Annotated in this window: 19 protein-coding genes, 2 tRNA genes and 1 pseudogene; 7 read left to right on the top strand and 15 right to left on the bottom strand. The window is 68.9% G+C overall.

Annotation, left to right across the window (positions count from 1 at the left end; all coding sequences use genetic code 11):
- Positions 1 to 2492, top strand: a 2492-nt coding sequence (locus tag ACXAID_RS18025; RefSeq protein ID WP_475023577.1) for an Ig-like domain-containing protein, incomplete at its 5' end; no start/stop codon positions are given.
- 5 nt (positions 2493 to 2497) lie between these two features.
- On the opposite strand, the gene ACXAID_RS18020 is transcribed toward ACXAID_RS18025, so the two are convergent.
- The 3 genes from ACXAID_RS18020 to ACXAID_RS18010 all read right to left on the bottom strand — a co-directional run bounded on the left by ACXAID_RS18020 (position 2498) and on the right by ACXAID_RS18010 (position 5095).
- Positions 2498 to 3382 carry a bestrophin family protein gene (locus ACXAID_RS18020; protein ID WP_475023576.1) on the bottom strand — a complete coding sequence of 295 codons (885 nt, stop codon included), beginning with the start codon at positions 3380 to 3382 and terminating at the stop codon, positions 2498 to 2500.
- A 60-nt stretch (positions 3383 to 3442) separates the two neighbouring features.
- Positions 3443 to 4561 (bottom strand): sulfotransferase family protein, encoded by a 1119-nt coding sequence (locus tag ACXAID_RS18015; RefSeq protein ID WP_475023575.1) that lies wholly within the window; start codon positions 4559 to 4561, stop codon positions 3443 to 3445.
- A gap of 195 nt (positions 4562 to 4756) precedes the next feature.
- Entirely contained in the window at positions 4757 to 5095 is a 339-nt protein-coding gene (locus ACXAID_RS18010) for a hemophore-related protein (protein ID WP_475023574.1), read from the bottom strand.
- Between the two features lie 412 nt (positions 5096 to 5507).
- On the opposite strand from ACXAID_RS18010, the gene ACXAID_RS18005 reads away from it, so the two are divergent.
- The gene (locus tag ACXAID_RS18005) at positions 5508 to 5996 is read left to right on the top strand and encodes a hypothetical protein (protein WP_475023573.1); all 489 of its coding nucleotides are present in this window, start codon (positions 5508 to 5510) and stop codon (positions 5994 to 5996) included.
- Positions 5997 to 6036: 40 nt separating this feature from the next.
- Here ACXAID_RS18005 and ACXAID_RS18000 read toward each other — a convergent pair.
- The 6 genes from ACXAID_RS18000 to ACXAID_RS17975 form a co-directional block, all read right to left on the bottom strand.
- Positions 6037 to 6110 (bottom strand) — tRNA-Ile (locus tag ACXAID_RS18000).
- A gap of 37 nt (positions 6111 to 6147) precedes the next feature.
- Positions 6148 to 6954, bottom strand: coding sequence for a carboxymuconolactone decarboxylase family protein (locus ACXAID_RS17995; RefSeq protein ID WP_475023579.1), 807 nt, complete (start codon positions 6952 to 6954; stop codon positions 6148 to 6150).
- Between the two features lie 44 nt (positions 6955 to 6998).
- Complete coding sequence (locus ACXAID_RS17990; protein WP_475023572.1) at positions 6999 to 8372, bottom strand: metallopeptidase TldD-related protein; 1374 nt, start codon at positions 8370 to 8372, stop codon at positions 6999 to 7001.
- 3 nt (positions 8373 to 8375) lie between these two features.
- Positions 8376 to 9893, bottom strand: a complete 1518-nt coding sequence (locus tag ACXAID_RS17985; protein WP_475023571.1) for a TldD/PmbA family protein — start codon at positions 9891 to 9893, stop codon at positions 8376 to 8378.
- Between the two features lie 28 nt (positions 9894 to 9921).
- A complete protein-coding gene (locus ACXAID_RS17980; protein WP_475023570.1) occupies positions 9922 to 10758 on the bottom strand; it encodes an energy-coupling factor transporter transmembrane component T family protein in 837 nt (278 codons plus the stop codon).
- A complete protein-coding gene (locus ACXAID_RS17975; protein WP_475023569.1) occupies positions 10755 to 12815 on the bottom strand; it encodes an ABC transporter ATP-binding protein in 2061 nt (686 codons plus the stop codon). Before ACXAID_RS17975 ends, ACXAID_RS17980 begins: the two co-directional genes overlap by 4 nt.
- A gap of 109 nt (positions 12816 to 12924) precedes the next feature.
- On the opposite strand from ACXAID_RS17975, the gene ACXAID_RS17970 reads away from it, so the two are divergent.
- Together ACXAID_RS17970 and ACXAID_RS17965 are read left to right on the top strand one after the other, a co-directional pair.
- The gene (locus ACXAID_RS17970; RefSeq protein ID WP_475023568.1) at positions 12925 to 13383 is read left to right on the top strand and encodes a MarR family winged helix-turn-helix transcriptional regulator; all 459 of its coding nucleotides are present in this window, start codon (positions 12925 to 12927) and stop codon (positions 13381 to 13383) included.
- A 50-nt stretch (positions 13384 to 13433) separates the two neighbouring features.
- The gene (locus ACXAID_RS17965; protein WP_475023567.1) at positions 13434 to 14645 is read left to right on the top strand and encodes an MFS transporter; all 1212 of its coding nucleotides are present in this window, start codon (positions 13434 to 13436) and stop codon (positions 14643 to 14645) included.
- A 3-nt stretch (positions 14646 to 14648) separates the two neighbouring features.
- Here the strand turns inward: ACXAID_RS17965 and ACXAID_RS17960 are convergent, their stop codons facing one another.
- Positions 14649 to 15383 carry a VIT1/CCC1 transporter family protein gene (locus tag ACXAID_RS17960; RefSeq protein ID WP_475023566.1) on the bottom strand — a complete coding sequence of 245 codons (735 nt, stop codon included), beginning with the start codon at positions 15381 to 15383 and terminating at the stop codon, positions 14649 to 14651.
- A gap of 103 nt (positions 15384 to 15486) precedes the next feature.
- On the opposite strand from ACXAID_RS17960, the gene ACXAID_RS17955 reads away from it, so the two are divergent.
- Positions 15487 to 17412 carry an acyl-CoA dehydrogenase family protein gene (locus ACXAID_RS17955; RefSeq protein ID WP_475023565.1) on the top strand — a complete coding sequence of 642 codons (1926 nt, stop codon included), beginning with the start codon at positions 15487 to 15489 and terminating at the stop codon, positions 17410 to 17412.
- Positions 17413 to 17416: 4 nt separating this feature from the next.
- Here ACXAID_RS17955 and ACXAID_RS17950 read toward each other — a convergent pair whose 3' ends face one another.
- Positions 17417 to 17878 (bottom strand): LppP/LprE family lipoprotein, encoded by a 462-nt coding sequence (locus ACXAID_RS17950; protein WP_475023564.1) that lies wholly within the window; start codon positions 17876 to 17878, stop codon positions 17417 to 17419.
- 511 nt (positions 17879 to 18389) lie between these two features.
- Positions 18390 to 19685: a cytochrome P450 gene (locus ACXAID_RS17945; protein WP_475023563.1), complete on the bottom strand. Its 1296-nt coding sequence runs from the start codon at positions 19683 to 19685 to the stop codon at positions 18390 to 18392.
- On the opposite strand from ACXAID_RS17945, the gene ACXAID_RS17940 reads away from it, so the two are divergent.
- A complete protein-coding gene (locus tag ACXAID_RS17940) occupies positions 19679 to 20569 on the top strand; it encodes a helix-turn-helix domain-containing protein (RefSeq protein ID WP_475023562.1) in 891 nt (296 codons plus the stop codon). The two genes, ACXAID_RS17945 and ACXAID_RS17940, sit on opposite strands and share 7 nt — an antisense overlap.
- A gap of 83 nt (positions 20570 to 20652) precedes the next feature.
- Here the strand turns inward: ACXAID_RS17940 and ACXAID_RS17935 are convergent.
- A tRNA-Asn gene (locus tag ACXAID_RS17935) sits at positions 20653 to 20728 on the bottom strand.
- A 158-nt stretch (positions 20729 to 20886) separates the two neighbouring features.
- Here ACXAID_RS17935 and ACXAID_RS17930 point away from each other — a divergent pair.
- Entirely contained in the window at positions 20887 to 21138 is a 252-nt protein-coding gene (locus ACXAID_RS17930; protein ID WP_475023561.1) for a hypothetical protein, read from the top strand.
- Here the strand turns inward: ACXAID_RS17930 and ACXAID_RS17925 are convergent.
- A complete protein-coding gene (locus ACXAID_RS17925; protein ID WP_475023578.1) occupies positions 21135 to 21440 on the bottom strand; it encodes a DUF7155 family protein in 306 nt (101 codons plus the stop codon). The genes ACXAID_RS17930 and ACXAID_RS17925 overlap by 4 nt on opposite strands.
- Positions 21441 to 21501: 61 nt before the next feature.
- Positions 21502 to 22042: pseudogene (locus ACXAID_RS17920) on the bottom strand (DNA primase); the annotation flags it as partial.

Genomic DNA, 22042 nt, shown 5'->3' with positions numbered 1-22042 from the left:
CCGCCGACACCGGGTCAGCCTCGGCGGGTGGCGACTCCTCGGCCTCATCGGATGCGGCGGCGCCGTCACGCAGCCCGGGCACCCCGGCCGGCGGAAAGCGCACCAGCACGGGCTCGGAGGACCCGGCGGACCGGGACGCGCCGCAGGACACGCCCAGCACCGACACCTCGGAGGAGACCGGGTCGCACACCGGGTCGGAGCCGGAAGCCGAAGACGATGCCGCCTTGGCGGCCGAGGTCGAGGCTGAGGAAGCACTGGACGATTCCGCGGCCGTCGCGGAGCCCGATCCGACCGAGGCCGACGGACCCGGAAGCATCGGCGAACCGCCGGTCACGACGATCGATGACACCGGCGGCGCGGCACCCGAGGCGCCCCGATCGACCGGGCCCGAGCCGACCCCGCCGGCGCAGCCGGCGGTGACCGACGCCGCGGAGGTCACGGACAATCCGGAGAGCCCTGAAGCGGCGTCCGATCCGTCGGAACCGGTTGGCGTGCAGCCACTCCTGCCCAGCACCCCGGCGGCGGCGAGTCGCCCGCAGTTCCCCGCCCCGGTGGACGCACCGGTGACCTGGCGCGCGATCGTGGCCGACACGCTGTCCTGGCTCGGCCTGGGAACACTCCCCAGCCAGCCGGTGCCGGACGCCCCGGTCGGCCATCTGCTGGCCGGGCTGTGGGTCGGCATGCGCCGGGTGCACTACACGTTGTTCAACTCGGCGCCGGTGCTCACAGCCGGCCCCGCCACCGAGGATCCCGACACCGGGGTCATCACCGGCTCCCTGCAGGGCGTGGACGCCGACGGGGACGTCATCGGTTTCGTGCTGACCGGGGCCCCCGGCAACGGCACGGTGAGCCTGACCGCAGACGGCACCTATACCTACACGCCGGGACCCGACATCGCGGCCACCGGCGGCGCCGACACCTTCGCCGTCACCGCCACCGACTCCGGGCCGGCCAATCCGTGGCACACCAACCTGGCACGGGCGGTTCGTTCGGCGCTGTCCGCCCTCGGTTTCGCCGCGCCGCCGGTGTCCCGCGACACGACCACCGTGACCGTCGCGGTGACCCCGGCGGCCTGCCGAGCCGACAGTGACGGCGCGGCCTGCGCCGCGGCCAAGGCGCCGAAGATCACCGTGCACAACAACTCCGAGCACACGATCTGGGTGTACAACCTGCCGAAGTCCGGCGACTACAGCATCGGCGCGGACTTCACCCCGGTGTCGATCGCCAAGGGGGCCAGTGCGCCGGTGACCCTGGCGGTCGGAACCGGGCCGCCGGGCTCGCCGGAGAACCGGATCTACATCGTCGAGGGCGATTCGGGCTTCACGCTGCCGGTCACCTCGCCGTCGGGGGTCGACGCGTTCAACCCGACCGCACCCTCGCAGGGGAACTCGTTCCTGAACTACAGCTTCGTGGAGTACTACCTCTACCCCGCCGACGGTGGCCACGAATACACCATCGACACCTCCTACATCGACGAGTGGTCGCTGCCGATCCAATTCGAGTTCGCACTCCACGGCACCGACTGGTCCGGCGCCGTCGACGGAAAGACTTACGGCTTCAACGACTACGACACCGTGGTCAATCAGCTCAAGGCCGCCGGCGGCCCCTACGGGGATCTGGTCTGGAGCGGCGACACCCCGTGGGACCCGCAGCCGCCGGCCACGGTGCACCGCATCGTCGGCCCCGACAAGGTGTGGACCGCGCAGGCCGCCCAGCCGCCGAACAACGTCAACATGAACCAGTCCGGCTGGGTGCCGACCTCGTATCAGGACTTCGTCCAGCACGGTGCGCACACCGGCTCCGGCGGACACACCGTCTATCCGTTTGCGCAGGACGGCACGAAGTACTCCGCCGAGGGCAACTTCACCTTCTGGAAGAACTCGGTCGACGGTCCGGCGGCCACGCCGTACCCGATCGCGTTGCGCACCGCCGCGATCCTCGACGGCTTCCCCGCCGAGCACGGGGTGTACGGGTTCTTCACCTACCCCAACGACGAGACGGCCGGCCAGTTCACCAACATCCCCACCGCGGTGTCGCTCGACATCTATGTCCACGGTTCCTCGGACGGCAAGAGCGACAGCGTCATCGAAGGCGGCAGCTGGTTCTACACCAGCGCATCGTCGCCGTCCGGACACGGGCTTGTGAGACGCCGGACGGTGATCACCGGGACCGACGCCACCGACACCTTCATCCTCGATTCGACATCTGCCCGCGCCCGCACAGCCCCGCTCGTGATGGCCGAGCCGGACCACGGCGACATCGTGGTGATCGACCGGACCATCCTGGGGGCAACGAGTTACGACGTGGACGTCGTCGACCACGCCCGGTTCCTGGGCGGCGGGCTGGCCAACTACGACAGCCAGTTCGTCTATGACCGCTCGACCGGCTATCTGTACTACGACGCCGATCCCGGCCGGTTCGGCTACACCGGGGTGCTGGCGAAACTCCCCGCCGGGACCACCGATCCGAGCCGGACGGTGTTCGTGCTCTGAGTCGGCTAGTTCCAGACGACCGCGTCGTCGCCTTCCCGGCGGGCGGCCAGCGGGTGAGCGGCGCCGAGCAGGTCCGCGGTGATGGTGCTGCAGAACCGGTACATCGGCAGATCGAAGATCCGGTTGCTCATCGGCCGCTCGATGAAATACCCCAACCGCTCGGCGACGATGAACAACACCATCAGCAGCAGGCCGATGACGACGCTGCCGAGCTGATGGGTGGCGTCGAGGCGGTTGAACGCCACGATGGCGAACAGCCAGGCCAGCGAACGGATGAACAGGTCGTAGTGCACCGGGATGGGCTCGTTGCGGATGCGCTCCAGCCCGCCCTGCGAGCGGGTCAGCGCGGTGTTGACCGACATCAGCATGACCCTGGCCTGGTGGTCGATATGTCCGTGGATGGACAGGTTCTGGACATCGCGCGCCTGCAGGTTGCCCAGGACGGTGGCGCTGGCCCCGGACGGGTCTTCGTCGGTGAGGTCGGCGACGCCGGCCGGCGGGGCGACGCCGCGCATCTCGGCGGCCAACGTCCAGGCGTAGCGGACCTGCCGGCGGCGCATGCGGTCGAGCACGTCGGCCATCGCCGGGGTGCGGTCGTCGACCGCGGCCAGGCTGTTGTCCATCGCCCGGCAGTCGTTGATGACCGCGCCCCACAGGGTGCGCGCCTCCCACCAGCGGTTGTAGGCGTTGGTGTTGCGGAAACCGATGAAGATCGAGGCCGCGATGCCCAGCACCGACAGCACCGCCACCGAGTTCTCCATCTGGATGGTGTCGGGGATCGGCACCAGAATGGCCGCCACCGCCAGCATCACCAGCAGGTCGTATCGCAGCTGCCACATCACCAGCCAGGTGACCTTGAGCGGCCCGGTGCGCCCGACGCTGCGGATCACGGCACCCTCCGGCTCACCGTCCGATTACATCACGGTGCCGGGGCGCCCGCGCCGAGCCGATCAGATGTTCTGCCGGCGGGACTGTCCGGACCACTGGGCGCGCAGCCGAAGGTGTTGGCCCCGGACCATGTTCCTGATCCGCTGCCCAGCGGTGCGGTCCGAGGCTGGTTGCGGCATCGTGCGCACCACGTCGACGAGCGTGTCGACGGCGACGTCGAGCAGTTCACGGTCACCGGGCTCTGCAGAAGCCGCTGTCGAGGCCGGCCGGGGTTTCAGATCGTCGAGGTCGCCCACCACGTGGTAGCCAGCCGCCTGGATCTCGCTGACCAACTCCGCGGCGATCTCGCCGACCCACTCGAAATCGGACTCGGGCAGCTTCTGGGTGCCACGCCACGACGACACGATCATCAGATTGCCTACGAGATATTCCTTGACCACCGATTCGTAGCGTTCCCAATCGATGTCGTGCAGTCGGCCGTTGAGTCGGCGGAGCAGCTCCAGCTGCGGGGCATCCAAAGAGTTGTTGGCGGTGGGCAGGTCGCGCGTCAACCCGGTCGGGTCGATGCCCAGCGCAGAGGTGAAGCGCTGCCAGATCAGCTGCGGCGAATCGACCGGCGACGGGCTGGTGACGACGTGAACCCGGTCGGGTGGCAGTCCGGCACCCCATGTCTTCAGGATGCGCGGCAGGTCCTGGTACTCCCAGAACGGCGCTTCCTCGGATTCCTCGCGGTGGCGAACCGATTCGACGAACTCACCGAACGTGGCGGTGTGCCGGTTCTTCAGGTTCTCCTGCCACACCGAGGGAATCTGGCGGGCCAGGTCCCGGGCGGTGCACACGATGTGCACCTCGGCGAAGTGCAGTGCACGCCGGGCTTTGGCCGCCTGCTCTTCGGTGGCGGTGGCCAGCAGCTCGTGGGAGATGACCGAGGAACCGGGCCATTCGCGCACTTGGGCGACCAAGCGCTCCCACGCGTGCCCGTGTCGTGGATCCACCCAATGCGGGTAGCGGTCGGGCTGCAGCTGGACGGCAGCGTGGAAGTGCGCCTCCCGGATGTCACCCGGATACAGCAGGCCCTGCCGCATGGCCGCGTTGCGGTTACGCCAGAGCCGGTCCTGCAGGTAGGTCGTACCGGTCTTCGGGACGCCGATGTGCAGGAACACCCGGCGCGGCTGCGTCATCGACCCCGATGATGCACCGACCTTGCCAACCTCGACGCCCACCTCGACCTCACTACGCCTGCGGCGGGCCTTCCACCACGGCTGAAGCCGTGACCTGCGCGGAAAGCCGGCACTCCGTCCCAGTCAATCCGGGTTTGGATTTAGAGAGTACGGCCTGCCTGCGGTCTGCGCCCGGGTACGTGTCGACTCCGGCGATCAGTACTTGCTGCACTCCTGCGCCATCATGGCGACGGTCCCGACGAACTGCGACGCCCCGGGCAGCTGCTGCATCTGAGCGGCCATCTGGATGCGTTGGTCGCGCGGTGCCGCCAGGTACTGCTGCATGAAGGCCTGCGCGGGAGGTGAGCCGTGGAACTGCGCCGCAGCGGCCGGATCGTTCGCGTCGAGCGCCGCGACCGCCTGGCTGTAGCTGCAGTTCGTGTTGATGATCGGCTCGAGGTTCTGCGCACTGGCGATCCCGGCGGTCGCAGTGGACCAGACCAGCGCCGCACCGCCCAGTGCCACAACCCATGCCGACGCGTTGCCTGATTTCATATCGCGTCTTCCTTTGCTGAAACTGCTGTCGATTGTTTCATCGTCTGCGTGCTCGGAACGTTACAGGCTGAGCGGGCCAGCTGACCGGGGATTTCTCCACTCCACCGTCCGTTTCGGGAGATCGTCGAGAGCGGCGCCCTGTCGCAGCCGCAGCCGGGACGTGCGCAGAAGCGCGACCATCACGCCTCGTGGAACCGCAGCAGGCACCGAAGGAAACCCCGCACTGGAAAATCATCGCCGGCCGTACCGACGTCACGGCACCTACATTCACACCATGAACCGCCGCCGACCACACGTGCTCGTTGCACTCCTTGCTGCGCTTGCCGGGCTGATCGCCGCGTGCTCGACACCCGACTCGGAACCGCTCGGGCCGGCGATACCCACAGGTGCGACGGAGATCCCTGGAGGACCCATGGAACAGCTACCGGTTCCCCGCTCACCGAAAGTACCGGCCAGCCAGCAGGAGGCCCAGGACACGATCATCGGCTACATGCAGGACACCATCAACGCCCTGCCCGAGGGGACGAGCGTGGATGGGTCGCGCTACATCGTCGGAGACGGTACTCACTACTGCGAAGACAACCCCGCCGACACCGACGCGCCTGTCACGGTCGACGACCTGCGAGACATGGAGTTCCCGCCAGGTACCGACTTCGCCGCCGTCATCGTCCAAACGGGACAGATCTGGCAGCAATGGGGTTGGGAGGTGCTCGAACGCGATGGCTTCAGCAAACCCAACCGCTTCGGCTACTCCCCCGACGGATACGTGCTGCAGATACAAGCCCGTCCCGACCCGTCACAGCCGCCTACCTTGATCGGCTCGTCACCGTGCTTTCCCGGCGATCTCCGCAGCGATGACGTCGACAAGCCCATGATATTGGAGCAGCAGGCAGCGCAGTAGTGGGACGCGAACACTCTCGGCGGCCCCGATCTGGCAGACGTGGGGCGGGCGGGGCTCGAACCCGCGACCAATGGATTATGAGTCCACGGCTCTAACCGACTGAGCTACCGCCCCGGCGCTGTGCGCGGCCATTATGGTCGCACACGCCCGCTCAGGCGAATACCGTCTGTCCCGCCTCGTCGATCTCGTAGAGCTCGGTGCCCTCGGTCACCCGCGCGGCGTCCGAGCCCAGCGATACCAGGATCTTGTTAGCCGCATTGCGCATCACGTCGGCGGTCAGCTCCAGGGCCTGCTGCTGGGAGAAGTGTTTGCGCACCCCGGCGGCCACGTCCCCGCTGATCGCCGACGGCGACCAGATCAGCGCGTCGACATAGCGCAGCGCCGCCTTGTGCGCGTCGGACAGCCCCCGGCTGTGCTCGAAGTCGCCGATCTGGCCGTAGAAGTCCTCCGAGCCGCCGGCGTCCAGAGCCGTGCGGTCGCGCAGCGACTTGCACAGCCGGCAGTTGTGCGCCTCCGCCCCGCGCAGCCGCACCACCTCGGTGGTCACCGGGTCGAGCTCACGCGCACGGGCGACCTCGGGCACGAAACCGTTCAGCACGAAATCGATCGGGTCGCTGTCGCGGTCCCACTGCACCTCGGCGGTGCGCCCCGGCGTTCCGAGGCCGAGCGCCTGAAAGCCCGCCCACACCCGCGGAACGAAGTCGGCGATGTAGACCGCCACCACCGTCCGGAACGCCTCGGCGCCCCAGCTGTCGACGAACCGGGTGCGCAGGTTCTCCCCGATGCCGGTGACGTCGACCGTGAACTGTTCGGCGAAGGCCACCAGCACGGATTCGGCCCCGGACTGGTCGTCGGGCAGGTCGACGGGCAGCGGCAGCGGGGGCAGCGCCAGGGCACGCCCACAGGCCAACCGGATCAACGTGTCGGCCCGGTCGCTTCCCGAGGACAGCGCCACCATCCCGGCGAGTCGGTCGGCCAGTGGGGAACGGGTCACGACTGTGATTATTGCGCTTGACTGACCGATGACATGTGGAAGTCGGGAATCCGCAGCGACGGCATCTGCGCGCGGGTGGCCCAGTCCCCCCACTCCCGGGGCAGCGTGACCTCGCTGACGCCGGCCTCGGTCGCGCGCCGCAGCAGATCCAGCGGGCTCTCGTTGAACCGGAAGTTGTTCACCGCCCCGGTGACTCGGCCGTCCTCGATCAGGTACACCCCGTCGCGGGTGAGCCCGGTCAGCAACAGCACCGACGGATCGACGGGGCGGATGTACCACAGCGTGGTCAGCAGCAAGCCGCGCTCGGTGCGGGCCACCATGTCGTCGAGGCCGGCCGACCCGCCCGTCATCAGCAGGTTGTCGGCACCCACCGCCACCGGTTCGCCGAACTCGGCGGCGGCTGCCCGCGGGTAGGCCAGCGCGTTGATCGTTCCGTCCTTGATCCAGTCCACCCGGTCGATGTCCATGCCGTTGTCGAACACCGACGCCCGCTCCGAGGAACTCGGCACCGCGACGAACGGGGCGCACTGCAGCCCGGCGGCCCGGGGATCCGAGTACAGCGTCAGCGGCAGCGAGGTCAGCTTCTCCCCCACCCGGGTCCCGCCGCCGGGTGCGGCCAGCGCGGTGCGGCCTTCCTGCGCGCCGCGCCCACCCATCGTCCAGGCCAGGTAGATCATCATGTCCGCGACCGTCGAAGGCGGCATCAGCGTCTCGTAGCGGCCGGCCGGCAACTCGACGCTGCGCGCCGCCCAGGACAACCGGGTGCCCAGATCCTCGAGCATCGCGTCGGTGGGCACGTCGGCGAAGTCCGGTGTGCTTACCCCGGCCCAGGCGCTGGCGCCGTCACGCTTGGCGTTGATCTCCACCGAACCGGTGGGCTGGGTGTAGCGGCGCCGCAGGCCCGACGAGGTCGCGACGAACGTCGTCTCCATCACGTGGCGCGCATATCCGAAAAGCATGTCCTTGCCGGTGAATCCGCGCACCAGCGCGTCGGCGACCCCGCCGAAGGCGTCGACCCCGGTGCGGGGAATCGGAGCGTCCCAGTCCGTCGGCCTGGCCTGCGCGGGCAGGGCGTCGGCGGTGTCGCGGGCGGGCGAGGCCACCGCGGCGGCGTGCTGGGAAGCCTCGACGAGGTCCATCAGCACCGCCGGGGCCACCGCGCTGGAGCGCACCGAACCCACCCGGGCGTGACCGTCGCGTCGCACGACGGAGATCACCGTGGTGGTGCGGCTCGTCGATTCGCCGTTGGTGGTCATCGTGTTGTTGGCCCAGCGCAGCGACGCGTCGATGCGGTCGCTCACCAGCACGATCGTCTCGTCGGCGCGACCCAGCCGGCGCGCCTCGGCCAGCACGATGTCCACGACCTGTTGTGCCCCGATCACCGGTTACCGCCCGCCTTCTTCACGCGTGTTGAGCACGTTGATCCCGCGGAACAACGCCGACGGGCAGCCGTGGCTGACTGCGGCCACCTGACCGGGCTGGGCCTTGCCGCAGTTGAACGCCCCGCCCAGCCGCCAGGTCGACTGCCCTCCAACGGCTTCCAGGGCACCCCAGAAGTCGGTGGTGGTGGCCTGGTAGGCCACGTCACGGACCTGCCCGTCGAGCTTGCCGTCGCGGATGCGGAAGAATCGCTGCCCGGTGAACTGGAAGTTGTACCGCTGCATGTCGATCGACCAGCTCTTGTCACCGACGACGTAGATGCCGTCGTCGACCCGGCCGATCAGGTCATCGGTGCTCAGGTCCTCGGGCCCGGGCGCCAGCGACACGTTGGGCATCCGCTGGATCGGCACGTGGTGGGCCGAGTCGGCGTAGGAGCACCCGTTGGACCGGGACTCCCCCAGCCTCGGGGCGAACACCCGGTCCAGCTGGTATCCGACGAAGACTCCGTCGCGAACCAGGTCCCAACTCTGGGCGGCCACCCCCTCGTCGTCGAAACCGACTGTCGCCAGGCCATGTTCGACAGTGCGGTCAGCGGTGACGTTCATCACCGGCGAGCCGTAGCGCATGGTGCCCAGCTTGTCCGGAGTGGCGAACGACGTACCCGCGTAGGCGGCTTCGTAGCCGATGGCGCGGTCGTATTCGGTTGCGTGCCCGATCGACTCGTGGATCGTCAGCCACAGATTGGTCGGGTCGATCACCAGGTCGGTGGGCCCGGCGACCACGCTGGGCGCCTTGAGTTTCTCGGCCAGCAGCCAGGGCAGCTGGGCCAGCTCACCGGTCCAGTCCCACACCTCGTCGCCGGCGACGGCCTCCCATCCCCGCGCCGTCGGCGGGGCCAGCGTGCGCATGGTGTCGAAGGTGCCGGCCGCGGAATCGACCGCGACGGCCTCCAGGCTGGGCAGCACCCGCACCCGCTGCTGGGTGATCGTCGAACCGAACGTGTCGGCGTAGAACGTCTGCTCCTTGGTCGCGTGCAGCCAGGCCGATACGTGGTCGACACCGTCGGATGCCAGGAGCCGCCCCGAATAGTCTTCGAGCACCGCGGTTTTCTCGGCGGCACTGACCGCGAACGGGTCGATCTGATAGTCGGTGGACCAGAACGCGTCGTGGTAGACGGGTTCTGCGGCCAACTCGATGCGCTCGCCGTTCAGCGCCGCCAGGGCGGTCGCCACCCGCACCGCGCGCCGCGCCGTGTCGGCGGCCGCTGCGGTGTCGAGCTGGGCGTGCGAGGCGAAACCCCACGTGCCGTCGACGATGACGCGCACCGCCAGCCCGACCTCGTGGTCGGTGACGGCATTCTCGAGCGCGCCGTCACGCAGCTGCACGGTTTCGGTGGTGACTGCGTGGATGCGCAGGTCGGCGTAGCTCGCTCCGGCTTGCTTCGCCGCGGTCAGGGCCGCGTCGGCGAGCGAGCGGCGCGGCAACGCCAGGAAGTCGGCGTCGATATGTCGGTGCCCCGTCACACCCTTACCGTAACGGCTGGCTTCTCGGTCAGCTCCGGATGCCGCTGGTGCCCAGGATCGTCAGTTCCAACACCAGCGCGGTCCCGCACACCGCGATGACGACCGCGAAGGCCACCCAGTCGCGGCGCTTGGGCCGCGACGGCGCGGCCGAGATCTGCCCCGCCCCGCCCCGGGCGGTGATCGCGTCGCCCATCTCATCGGCGCGGCGCAGCGCGACGGTGATCGCCGCGGCCAGCAGGTCGATCAGTTCGGTCGCCCAGCGCCGGCCGCGGCCGCGGCGACTGGTCTCGGCGTCGGGAGGTCGCAGCCGGCGCGCGGCGTAGAGCACGCTGAACTCGTCGATCAGCATCGGGAACGCCCGCAGCGCCAGCGCCAGCGTGACGGCCCAGTCGTTGACCGGCACCCGCAACGCCCGCAGCGGCCGTCCCAGCGTGGCCACCGCCGGGGCCACCTCGGCGACGTTGGTGGTCCACGACACCATCGCGCCCAGCCCGAGCAGCACGATCGACAGCGCGGTGATGCGCAGGAAGTTCAGCAGCCCGCCCAACCCGATGTCGACCGAGCCGAACGAGATCACCGGGCTGCCACCGGCGAAGGTGGCGGTCAGTGCGCCCAGGAACAGCAGCACCCACAACCAGCGCGGCACCGTGGGCAGCACACCGCGCGGGATGTGGGCCAGCGTCGCGGCCAGCACGACCAGCAGCGCCACCGACCCGATCGGCACCCAGCCCGGATAGAAGGTCAGCAGCACCCCGATCGCCGCGACGATCGCCAGCTTGGATCCGGCCCACATCTCGTGGATGACGCTGGTGCCGGGCACCGGCCGCAGCAGCACCACCTGCCGGCGGGGTTTGCGTTCGCTCATGACCTGCCCCCCGCAGCCGTCGGCGCCGTGGCCAGCTCCCCGTCCTGCAGGTGCAGGGTGCGCGGGCACAGCTCCTCCAAACCGGCGAAGTCGTGGGAGATCACCACCACGGTGAGCCGTTTGCGACGGCGCAGATCCACCAGCATCCGCAGCAGCCCCTGCTGGGATGCGGCGTCCAGCCCGGCCAACGGCTCGTCGAGGATCAGCGCGCGCGGCGAGCGGGCCAGCAGGCCGGCCAACACGACGCGGCGCATCTGCCCGCCGCTGAGCTGGTCGATGCGCCGGGCGGCCAGCGTCGGCTCCAGGCCCACGGTGTGCAGCGCTTCGGTGACCCTGGCCTGGTCGTAGATCGAGAAGCCGGCCGAGGACGCGATCTCCAGCGCCACGTGGCTGCGCATCAACTGCAGCCGCGCGGCCTGGAACGAGATGGCGACCGCGCCGACCTGCTCGGACACCGGGGCGCCGTCGAGCAGGCAGCTGCCCGCGGTGGGCACCGTCAGCCCCGCCATGATCCAGGCCAGCGTGGATTTTCCGGAACCGTTGAGACCGTGGATCAGCACGCCGTCACCCTCGTGCACCGCGAAGTCGACGTCCCGCAGCGCGGTTTTCGCCCAGGGCGTGCCGAGGCCGTACTCGTGGCCGACACCGTTGAGCTCCAGGACCGGCGCCCCCTGCGGCGCTTCCGGGGCCGCGGGCGCGGCGTGCACGTCGGCCTTCTCGACCATCGTGGCGTCCTCGGCGATGGGCGCGGCGCCGCGCCCGGTGAGGTTGACTGCGCGGTCGGCGGCGTCGGCCTCGTTGTTGTAGTGCGTGATGTGCACCAGCGCGGTGCGGTGCCGCCGGGTCAGGCCGGACAGCACCGACATCACCGCATCGCGGCCGTCCTGGTCGACCATGCTGGTGACCTCGTCGGCGATCAGCAGCGAGGGGTCGCGGGCCAGCGCCGCGGCCACCGCCAGGCGCTGCAGCTCCCCGCCCGACAGCCCGCCGGTGTCCCGCTCGCCGAACCCGCCGAGCCCGACCTCGGTGAGCAGGTGGTCGACATCGATGGAGACGCCCGGCGGAAGACCCCAGACGACGTCGTCGGCGACCCGGGTGCCGAGCACCTGGCTCTCCGGGTGCTGCATCACCACCGCGGTGCCGCCCAATTTGCCCAGGCCGACGCCGCCGGGCCGCTGCACGGTGCCCGCCGTCGGCTCGCGGCCGGCCAGGATGAGCATCAGTGTCGTCTTGCCCGATCCGTTGGCGCCGGTCACCGCCAGATGCTCACCGGGCTGCACATCCAGCGACACCGGGCCCAGCGCGTCCTGGCTCGAGCCCGGATAGCGGAACCGGACATCGCGCAGGTGCAGGGGGACCGGGGCCACCGTGCCGGTGTCGGTGTCGGTGTCGCCTTCGAGCTTGTGCACGTCGGGAACACCGAACAGGCGCGCCAACACCTTCGACAGCGCCCACCAGCCCACCAGGCTCACCCAGGTGATGGAGAAGACGCCGGCGGCGAAGAACAGAACCGGCCAGTAGTCCAGTGCGGTGGCGAAGTCGCGGGTCATCCGGTCGGCCAGACCCTCCAGGCCCGGGATGCGGTTGACCACCGCGGCCAGACCGGTGACGTTGGCGGTGACGGACTCGAAGAGCAGGTGGCGCAGCCTGGACAGCACCGCCAGCGCCCCGACGATGAACAGGCCGAACAGCGCACCGGCCACCAGTGCCGAGACGACGACCGTCGGGGTTCCGCGGCCCCGCCGTTTCACGATGCCGGTGAGACCGCCGATGTAGGCGCAGTTGACCACCGTCATGAACCCGCCCATGCCGGCGATCAGGAACGCGATCAGCCCGCCGGCCACGGTCGCCGCGATCAGCACGCGCAGCCGGTAGCGGAAGGCCAGCAGGCCCATGGGCACGGTGCCCAGCAAGGACAGGCCCGCTGCGAACGGAACCACGACGGCGATGATCGCGATGGCCGCACACAGCGCTGCCATCACGGCAGCCTGCGCGAGTTCCACCGGGTGAAGCGGACCAGTCCGTCGAGGCGCGCTCTCCGGGCCGGTCGAGGTCATCTCACGATTCTGCCAGTCGGTGCCCGCACCGATTGCGCGCCGGTCTGTGAGCGGCACCACCCGTCCGATGGTTCGACATATATAGCAAAGCTATGTAACCATGGTGTTCATGCCCTCGATGCCCTCGCCGTCCTCGACCCTCGGCGCAGATCTGCTCGCGGTGGTGGCCCGAATCAACCGGCTGGCCAACCAGCGGGTCCGGATGCCGATCCCGTTCGCCCAGGCTCGACTGCTGTCCACCATCGAAGACCAGGGCGAAGCGCGCATCTCCGACCTGGCCTCACTGGACAACTGCTCCCAGCCCACGATGACCACCCAGGTGCGCCGCCTCGAGGACGCCGGGCTGGTCACCCGCACCGCCGACCCCGGCGACGCGCGCGCGGTGCTGATCCGCATCACCGACGCCGGCGTCGCCGCACTGGCCCAGGCCCGCCTCGACCGCGGGGCCGCCATCGATCCCTATCTGGAGCGACTCGGCGAAGCCGATCGCGAATGCCTCACCGAAGCCGTCACGGTGATGCGCCGCCTGCTGCAGGACGCCGGCGCCCCGGTCCCGACCCGCAGATGACAGCCGCTCCGCTCCCGCACTGACCCCGCCCCGGAAGGAGCTTCGCCGCCATGTGGCGCCAACCCAAAGCCGTGTGGGCCGTCGCCTTCGCCTCGGTCGTCGCGTTCATGGGAATCGGCCTCGTCGACCCGATCCTCAAACCGATCGCCGAAAACCTCGACGCCTCACCGTCGCAGGTGTCGCTGCTGTTCACCAGCTACATGGCGGTGATGGGCGTCGCGATGCTGATCACCGGCGTGGTGTCCAGCCGCATCGGCCCCAAACGCACGCTGCTGCTGGGCCTGATCATCATCATCGCCGGGGCGGGCCTGGCCGGGCTGAGCGACACCATCGGCGAGATCGTCGGCTGGCGCGCGCTGTGGGGCCTGGGCAACGCGCTGTTCATCGCGACCGCGCTGGCCACGATCGTCAACTCGGCCCGCGGCTCGGTGGCACAGGCGATCATCCTCTACGAAGCCGCCCTCGGGCTCGGCATCGCCGTGGGGCCGCTCGTCGGCGGTGTCCTGGGCTCGATCTCGTGGCGCGGACCGTTCTTCGGCGTCTCGGCGCTGATGACCGTCGCCGTCGTCGTCACCGCGCTGCTGCTGCCGGCCACGCCCCGCGCCGCGCGGGCCACCACGCTGGCCGACCCGTTCCGGGCGTTGCGCCACCGCGGGTTGTTCGGCGTGGCGATGACGGCCCTGCTGTACAACTTCGGCTTCTTCACGCTGCTGGCCTTCACCCCGTTCCCGCTCGACATGGGCGCGCAGGAGATCGGGCTGATCTTCTTCGGCTGGGGGGTGGCGCTGGCGTTCACCTCGGTGGTCGTCGCGCCCCGGCTGCAGCACCGCTTCGGCACCGTGGGCACCTTGCTGGTCAACCTGGTGCTGATGACGGCGACGCTGGCCGCGATGGCGATCTGGACCGACCAGAAGGCGGTGCTGGCGGCATGCGTGGTGATCGCCGGTCTGTTCATCGGCGTCAACAACACCCTGATCACCGAGACGGTGATGAAGGCCGCCCCGGTCGAGCGTGGCGTCGCCTCGGCGGCCTACAGCTTCGTGCGGTTCGGCGGTGCCGCCCTGGCGCCGTGGCTGGCCGGCCTACTGGGTGAACGGATCAACGCCCACGTGCCGTTCTGGGTCGGGGCGGCCGCGGTGCTGGCCGGCGCGGTGGTGCTGGCCGCGACACGGCCACATCTGCGCCACATCGACGACGACGAAAGCACCCTCGACGAGCTCACCGACCAGGCCCGCGCGCTGACGGTCGGCAACGACAGCTGAGCCTCAGGTGACGGTCGCCCCGACCAGCAGCCCGACCAGATAGGTGGCCGCGATCGCCACCGCGCCGAAAGCCAACTGCCGCAACGACGTCCAGACCAGCGGCTGGTGGGTGAACCGCGACGCCGACGCACCGGCGAGCATCAACCCGGCACCGCCGAAAGCCAGACCGGCCCACAGTGACTCGTAGCCCAGCAGGTACGGGATCAGCGGGATCACCGCACCGATGGCGAACAGCACGAACGACGACCCGGCGGCCACCCACGGCGAGGGCTTCTCGCGGGGGTCGACGCCGAGCTCCTGGACCAGGTGGAAGTTCACCGCCCGCTTCTCGTCGCGGTGGATCTCCTCGGTGGCCTTGGCCGCGGTCTCGGCCGACATCCCCATATCGGTGAGCATCCCCACCAACTCGGACCGCTCGGCCTGCGGATGCAACTTGAACGACCTGCGTTCCACCCGCACCTCGGAGTCGATCTGCTCGTTGGCGGTACGCACCGACGTGTACTCCCCCAACGCCATCGAAAAGGCGCCGGCCAGCAGCCCGGCGACCCCGCTGAGCACCACGGTGTGGGCGCTGGCGCTGGCCGCCACACCGGCGATCAGTGCGGTGTTGCTCACCAGACCGTCCATCGCCCCGAAGGTCGCCGCCCGCAGCCACCCGCCGGTGACGTCGGCGTGCCTGTGGTCGGCGAGGTGGGGCAGCCCGGTCGGCGAGAGCGCCCCCTCCCCGTGCTCGGTCATGATCATGATTCAACGGCACCGCGAGTCGGCCTGGGAAGTCAGGTTCACCTTCGGTTCGCCACATCACAGTTTGCAGGCCCCCTGTGGCGGTTACCGTCGAGATATGACCACCACCGCGGAGCATCTGCGCAACTGCCTCGATGGACGCTTTCGGGATGTGAAGAATCGAATGCGCGCCGAACTCAGCGACGACGTGTTCCGGCCGCACTACACACCCAACACCGTCATCGCCCGCACCAAGGTCAACGAGCAGATGAAGATCATGGCTGCCCGCGGCGCCTCCGAGGACAGCTTCAAGAAGGAGCACGGCGGCAACGGCGACGTCGGCGCCGCGGTCACCCAGATCGAGATGCTCGCGATGAGCGACCTGTCGCTGATGGTCAAGGCAGGCGTGCAGTGGGGACTGTTCGGCGGGGCGATCGAAAACCTCGGCACCGAACGGCATCACCAGGCCTACGTGCGCAAGATCATCGACCTGGACCTGCTCGGTTGCTTCGCGATGACCGAGACCGGCCACGGCAGCGACGTGCAGGCTCTGGAGACGACGGCCACCTACGATCCGGCCACCGAAGAGTTCGTCATCGACTCGCCCACCCAGACCGCGCGTAAGGACTACATCGGCGGCGCGGCCCAGAGCGCACGGGTGGCAGCGGTGTTCGCCCAGCTGATCACCGCCGACGGCACCAATCACGGCGTGCACTGCCTGGTGGTTCCGATCCGCGACGGCGACGGCAACGACCTGCCCGGGGTGACCACCTCGGACTGCGACTACAAGGGCGGCCTGCCCGGCGTGGACAACGGTCGCATCCAGTTCGACCATGTGCGCGTGCCGCGGGAGAACCTGCTGAACAAGTACGCCGACGTGGCACCGGACGGTACCTACAGCTCACCGATCGAGAACCCCAACCGCCGATTCTTCACGATGCTGGGCACCCTGATCCGCGGCCGGGTCACCGTCGGCGGCAGCGCCGGTGCGGCCGCCCGGGTCGGTCTGGACATCGCGACGCGCTACGCGCTGCAGCGCCGCCAGTTCGATGCTCCCGGCGACGACGGCGAGGAGGTGCTGTTGATGGACTATCTGGTGCATCAGCGGCGGCTGCTGCCGCTGATCGCCCGCTCGTATGCGTTGCAGTTCGCCCAGAACGAGTTGGTCAGCAAGACCCACGAGCTGCAGACCGCCGACGACCCCGATCCCGAGGAGCAGCGCGAGCTGGAGTCCCGCGCGGCCGGGCTGAAGGCGGCCAACACCTGGCACGCCACCAGCGCCATCCAGGAGGCCCGTGAGGCCTGCGGCGGCGCAGGCTATCTGGCCGAGAACCGGCTGATCGCGCTCAAGGCAGACACGGATGTGTTCACCACCTTCGAGGGCGACAACCATGTGCTGACCCAGCTGGTGGCCAAGGAGCTGCTGACCGCCTACGCCGATGACATCAAGGGCATGAGCCCGGTCGAGTGGGTACGCTTCGCGGCCAACTTCGCCGGTGAGCGGGTGGTGAAACGCACTGCGGCCCAGACGATCATGCAGACCATTCTGGACAGCCGCCAGGACAACGAGGAGGAGGGCAGCCTCTTCAACCGCGGCACCCAGGTCCAGATGTTCACCGACCGCGAGGAGTACATGCTCGCCTCGGTGGCCCGACGGCTGCAGGCCAAGTCCAAGGAGATGAGCCCCTTCGACGCGTTCAACTCGGTGCAGGACCACGTCCTGCACGCCGCCCGGGCGCACATCGACCGGATCGTGCTGGAGGCTTTCGTGGCCGGCATCGAGACCTGCGAGGACGAGGACGCCCGCGAGATCCTGTGCATGGTCTGCGACCTGTACGCGCTGTCGGTGATCGAAGAGGACAAAGCCTGGTGGATGGAGCACCGCTTCCTGTCCACCGAGCGCTCCAAGGCCGTCACCCGCGGCATCAACGACCGGTGCAAGCGGCTGCGGCCGCACGTCGAGGCGTTGATCGACGGATTCGGTATCCCCGAGCAGCTGCGCTATGCCGAGATGCTGCACCCGGAGAACATCCCCGACGAGTGAGGCCTCAGGGTCCCGGTATCGGATCCAGGATCGTGAGCCTGCCCTCTTCCAGGGTGACCCGGGCGGTGCCGATGCCGGTCGGGCAGCAGGGCTCGTCACCGTCCTCGCGCCACTGGTACTGCACGACGGCGTCGTGGTCGCCCTGCGGGCTCACCGACAGGTAGGGGCGCGGCTCCGGGGTGGGTGAGCCGACCGGGTCCTGGCCGGCGAAGAACAGCACCTGCTGCAGGCGGTCCGGCTCGTTGCCCGCGTCGACGACCACCCAGTACATCTGGCAGTCGGCGGTGTGGCCGCGCGCGCTCTCCTCCCACGGCGCCGTGGGCAGCAGGGCGAATTCGGCGGTCACCGCGTCGGTGGTCGGTCCCGGGCCGCAATCGGCGCTGGTGGTGGGCGGGGCCGCCGGCGGACTCCAGCCGCAGCCCGCGGCGAGCAGGCATGTCGCGACGGCCACCGGAAGAGCTCGCATGGCGGCCACCTTACGGGGCCGGGGCCTAGCCGCAGCCGCCGTCCCACGGGGTGGCGCCGCATGGGGTGACGGCGAAGTGGGTCTCGTTGCCGAGGCGCCGAGATTACCTGCGTTCGCAAAGATCGGCTGAACACACATGGTCAACGGCGCCCAGCAGATGGACTCCGGATGAATTCGTCGATTCGCCGGTTCGAGTCGGATCGAGGCAAACGCCCTGCTGACAAACCGTGCACAGCAACGCAAGCAAACTGACACAAACGTCAACTAGTGCTGCGGCTCACAGGGTCGACACAGCAGCTTCGCGCCGCCGCGAGCCGGACGATCCCGCGCTGAAATCGTTGTCGTCGCCGGGACTGATCACCCAGATCGGTCCGTTGCCGGTGCTGTGGTCGCCGGTGCTGCGGCTGCCCGAGTTGTAGTCAGACGATCAGATCGCCGAGCTCAAGTACAAACTGCGCCAACCCGACCAAACCGTTTCGATCGTCGACTGCCGAGAACCGCCAATAGCGGTTCATTGCGGGTCGAAAGTCACCGGCAGCGTGTTGGGCCCGCGCAGGGTGGGGACGTCTTGGCTGGTGATCCGCACGGAAGGCGCCGCTTCTGGCGCGAGCGCGATGTTAGGCAGCCGCTCGATCAGGATCCGCAGCGCTGTGGTGAGTTCGGCGAACGCCAGCCAGTTCCCGATGCAGCTGTGCGGGCCCTGCCCGAACGCGACGAGCGGGGTGGCCCGGCGGGCGATGTCGAACGTGTCGGGCTCGGCGTAGACGGATGGATCGCGATTGGCCGCGTTGATGGCGAACACCATGGGGGTCTGCGCGGGGATGTCGATGCCGCGCCAGCTGACGGCCTCGGGGCAGACCCTGGGCAACAATCCGACCGGAGGCTCCCAACGCAATGCTTCCCAAATTGCCCATGACACATACTTATCGGGGTCAGAACGCAGCAGTGCGAGTTGGTCGCCGTGTGTCAGCAGCGCGGTTAGGACGTTGCCCATTGCGAGCATGGTGGTGTCGGCTCCGACGGGGTAGAGCAGCCGCACGAACGACAGCACCTGCTCGTCGTCGAGTCGCTCACCGTCGTCGGTGGTGGCGGTGACGATGCGCGAGATCATGTCGTCACCCGGGTGGCGCCGACGTGCCTCGATGATGGGGAGGACGTAGTCGGTGAGTTCGGCCGAGCAGAGGATGGCTTCCTGGGGATCGAGGGCGTAGTGCAGCAGTCCCTGCGCCCAACGGTAGACGGTTTCTTCGTCCTCGACCGGGATGCCGAGCATCCGGTTGTTGATCAGCAGCGAGAAGCGACGTGTGAACTGCGTGACGAGGTCGGCCTCGCCGCGGCGGGCGAAGCGGTCGATCAACTCGTTGACTACCGGCGCGATGACCGGCTCGATGTAGCGACCAACGTCGTTGCGCCGCAACGGTGTCGACACAATCGTCCGATTCACCCGATGCTCGCGCCCGGTCATGCATTGGATCGTGTGACCCCATACCGGCTTGGTTGTCAACGAGTAGGCGGCCCAGGAGGGGAAGGTCTGCTCGTCGCGAAACCCTGCAGCCACCAGGTCTTGCGTCAGCAGCAGAACCGCCTGCGTGCCCGCGAACGGCACGATCGCGTAGTCGCGTCGGCCGCGCAGCCGAGCGAGCACACCATGCAGGTCGGGTTGGTCATCGAAAGCGAAGTCGACACCGTCGATGTCGACCTCCGGCAGCGTCGCGGCAGCTACGTCCAACCCCTTTCCGAATAATACGAATACTCGTATCGTCAAAACGGATAATTGTTTTGGACAGACTAGGGGAAGAATTGTCATCTGGAAAGGGGCTGCGCGGCGCCGGTTCGCCGCCGACACTGCGGGCGATATCGGTGGTGGAGTTCTTGACCGTCCGCCATTGCCCGCAGACAGCGGCCGAGATTGCCGACGGACTCGGTCTGAGTCGGTCCACCGTCGGGGCGATCCTTGCCACGCTCGACGAACAGGGCTGGGTCGCCCGGCTCGCTGACCGCACCTATGAACTCGGACCGGCGCTCATCGCGATCAGCGAGCGCGCACGGCCCGCCCTGCCACACCCCGAACGGGTCCACACCGAGCTGAGAGCGCTGGCGCAACAAGTTGGTTGCGCGGTCGGCTTGAGCACGGTTCACCGCGGCCAGCTGATCGTCATCGCCGTGACGGCGGTGCGTGGGCGGATACCGGCCGGGATTGCACCCGGCACCCGGTTGCCGCTCACCCCACCTGCCGGGGCCGCCATCGTCGCCCATGCCGACACCGCCACCCAGGAGGGGTGGCTGAGCACCGTAGCGCCCGATCACGCCACGGCATACCGGCAACTGCTCGCCGAGATACGGCGCAACGGTGTCGGGGTATGGGGCGTCGGCGCCGCCGACATCACGACTGTGGACGTCCTCGGCGATGTGGTCAGCTTTCTCTGCGACAGCCCCGCCGGCGCCGACCTGCGCGATCGCGTGGTGTCGCTGCTCGCACGTCTCAATGGCGCACCATACGAGGCCGAGCGACTCAACATCGATGACGACCTGCCAATCAGCGTCCTGACCGCACCCGTGTTCGATGGACAGCGAAACGCCAAGTGGGAACTACAAATCGGACCATTCGAGGCCCGGGTCTCAAGGCAGCGTAGACAACACTACATCGACGAATTGGTCAGTGCGGCAGAACGGCTCAGCGACAGCGGCTGATCAGGCCGGGGCGTCAACCGCAGACGACGCCGACAGCCGCCGAACCGACTAGCTGGGGTGTTGCGGGGACTCTGTGGGTGACCTGGCTCCCCCGGCTGGACTCGAACCAGCAACCCTTCGGTTAACAGCCGAATGCTCTGCCAATTGAGCTACAGGGGACTGCCTTGCCCGCGGGCGTCGTGCCGCGGGCCAGAGTGCACTCTAGCCTACGTCTGCTTCGCATCGCCAATGCGCTCCCAGCCGGGCGCGCACGCCCTGTGGTGAGGCAGGATGGACAGCGACGCATCGTGACGCAAGACGGATCTGGGAGGAGCCCTGTGATCGGGTATGTCGCCGTTCTGGCAGTCGGCTACGTGCTGGGGACCAAGGCTGGGAAGCAGCGCTACGAGCAGATCGCGGGCACCTACCGGGCGGTGACGAACAGCCCGGCGGCCAAGGCCGTGATCGACGCCGGGCGTCGCAAGATCGCCGACCGGGTGTCACCCGACCCGTCCATGGTGGAGCTCACACAAATCGACTCCGGCACCGATGTGATCGGGCCGGAGTCGACGAAGAAGAACGAGTACTAGCCGATCGGCTGGGTGATCGTGGTACCGGGGAACAGCGGCCCCGTGTAGACGCCGATACCGCCGTATGCGCTGTCGAACCCGACGTTCGGGCTGCCGATCGCCACGCCGCTGCCGTTGGAGTAGGACAGGCAGTGCCCGTCCTCCTTGTTGCCGAACCACGCCAGGCACGCCGGACCCGCAGTCACCTCGGTGGTGGCCTCAGTGCTGGTCAGGGACGTGAAGAGCGGCAGGGCGACGGCCGCGGCGGCGCACGCCCCAGCGATCAGTCGCACCTTGTTGGTCCGGATGGTGTCTACCAGCATCACGAGCTCGCATTCTCCCCGACAGATTTCTGCAATGTCTACCATAACCCGCGGCAGCTGATCATGCAGTCAGGTCGTCACCGCTGGCCTGTTCCAGCAGGCTGCGCCGGTAGGCCTCCATCGCCACCAGATCCCCGAACAGCGCGTGGTACTCGTCGCCCTGCTCGACCGGCGACATGCGCTGCAGCTTCGACTTGACCTCGGCGATCTGGCGGCCGATCCACACTTCCTGCAGCCGGGCCAGCACCCCGCCGATGTAGCGGGGCAGCTGCTCGTCGTCGGCGTTGATGGCCTCCACGCTCAGCTCGTTGATCAGGCCGGCGGCCAGCGGGGAGCTGACCTGCTGGCCCACCACCTCGATCCACTGCGCCCCGGTCACCCCGGAGGACGTCCCGCCGGCGGACTCGATCGCCGCGCGCACCGCGGCGTAGCCGGGGTGGGTGAAGCTCTCGGCGGCCAGCGAGTCGAACACCGGACCGGCCAGCGCGGGGTACTGCAGCCCCGCCTTGAGAGCTTCGCGCTGCGGCCACAAGGTGGGGTCGGCCGGGTCCGGTCGCGCCACCGCCGGAGCCGCCTGGTTGCCGGTGCTCGTCGGCTGGCTG

It is taken from the genome of Mycobacterium sp. ABE4_509 (assembly GCF_056160785.1).
The sequence above is the reverse complement of the archived record's forward strand: the minus strand, read 5'-3'. Positions and strand labels throughout refer to the sequence as shown.

Excerpts from the sequence above, each read along its gene's own strand:
- ACXAID_RS17975 (WP_475023569.1), bottom strand. The coding sequence starts at position 12,815 with ATGACCTCGACCGGCCCGGAGAGCGCGCCTCGACGGACTGGTCCGCTT.
- ACXAID_RS17925 (WP_475023578.1), bottom strand. The coding sequence starts at position 21,440 with ATGCTGGTAGACACCATCCGGACCAACAAGGTGCGACTGATCGCTGGG.
- ACXAID_RS18015 (WP_475023575.1), bottom strand. The coding sequence starts at position 4,561 with ATGACGCAGCCGCGCCGGGTGTTCCTGCACATCGGCGTCCCGAAGACC.
- ACXAID_RS17955 (WP_475023565.1), top strand. The coding sequence starts at position 15,487 with ATGACCACCACCGCGGAGCATCTGCGCAACTGCCTCGATGGACGCTTT.
- ACXAID_RS17950 (WP_475023564.1), bottom strand. The coding sequence starts at position 17,878 with ATGCGAGCTCTTCCGGTGGCCGTCGCGACATGCCTGCTCGCCGCGGGC.
- ACXAID_RS17945 (WP_475023563.1), bottom strand. The coding sequence starts at position 19,685 with ATGACAATTCTTCCCCTAGTCTGTCCAAAACAATTATCCGTTTTGACG.
- ACXAID_RS17965 (WP_475023567.1), top strand. The coding sequence starts at position 13,434 with ATGTGGCGCCAACCCAAAGCCGTGTGGGCCGTCGCCTTCGCCTCGGTC.
- ACXAID_RS18010 (WP_475023574.1), bottom strand. The coding sequence starts at position 5,095 with ATGAAATCAGGCAACGCGTCGGCATGGGTTGTGGCACTGGGCGGTGCG.
- ACXAID_RS17970 (WP_475023568.1), top strand. The coding sequence starts at position 12,925 with ATGCCCTCGATGCCCTCGCCGTCCTCGACCCTCGGCGCAGATCTGCTC.
- ACXAID_RS18005 (WP_475023573.1), top strand. The coding sequence starts at position 5,508 with ATGGAACAGCTACCGGTTCCCCGCTCACCGAAAGTACCGGCCAGCCAG.
- ACXAID_RS17960 (WP_475023566.1), bottom strand. The coding sequence starts at position 15,383 with ATGACCGAGCACGGGGAGGGGGCGCTCTCGCCGACCGGGCTGCCCCAC.
- ACXAID_RS17995 (WP_475023579.1), bottom strand. The coding sequence starts at position 6,954 with ATGGTGGCGCTGTCCTCGGGAAGCGACCGGGCCGACACGTTGATCCGG.
- ACXAID_RS17980 (WP_475023570.1), bottom strand. The coding sequence starts at position 10,758 with ATGAGCGAACGCAAACCCCGCCGGCAGGTGGTGCTGCTGCGGCCGGTG.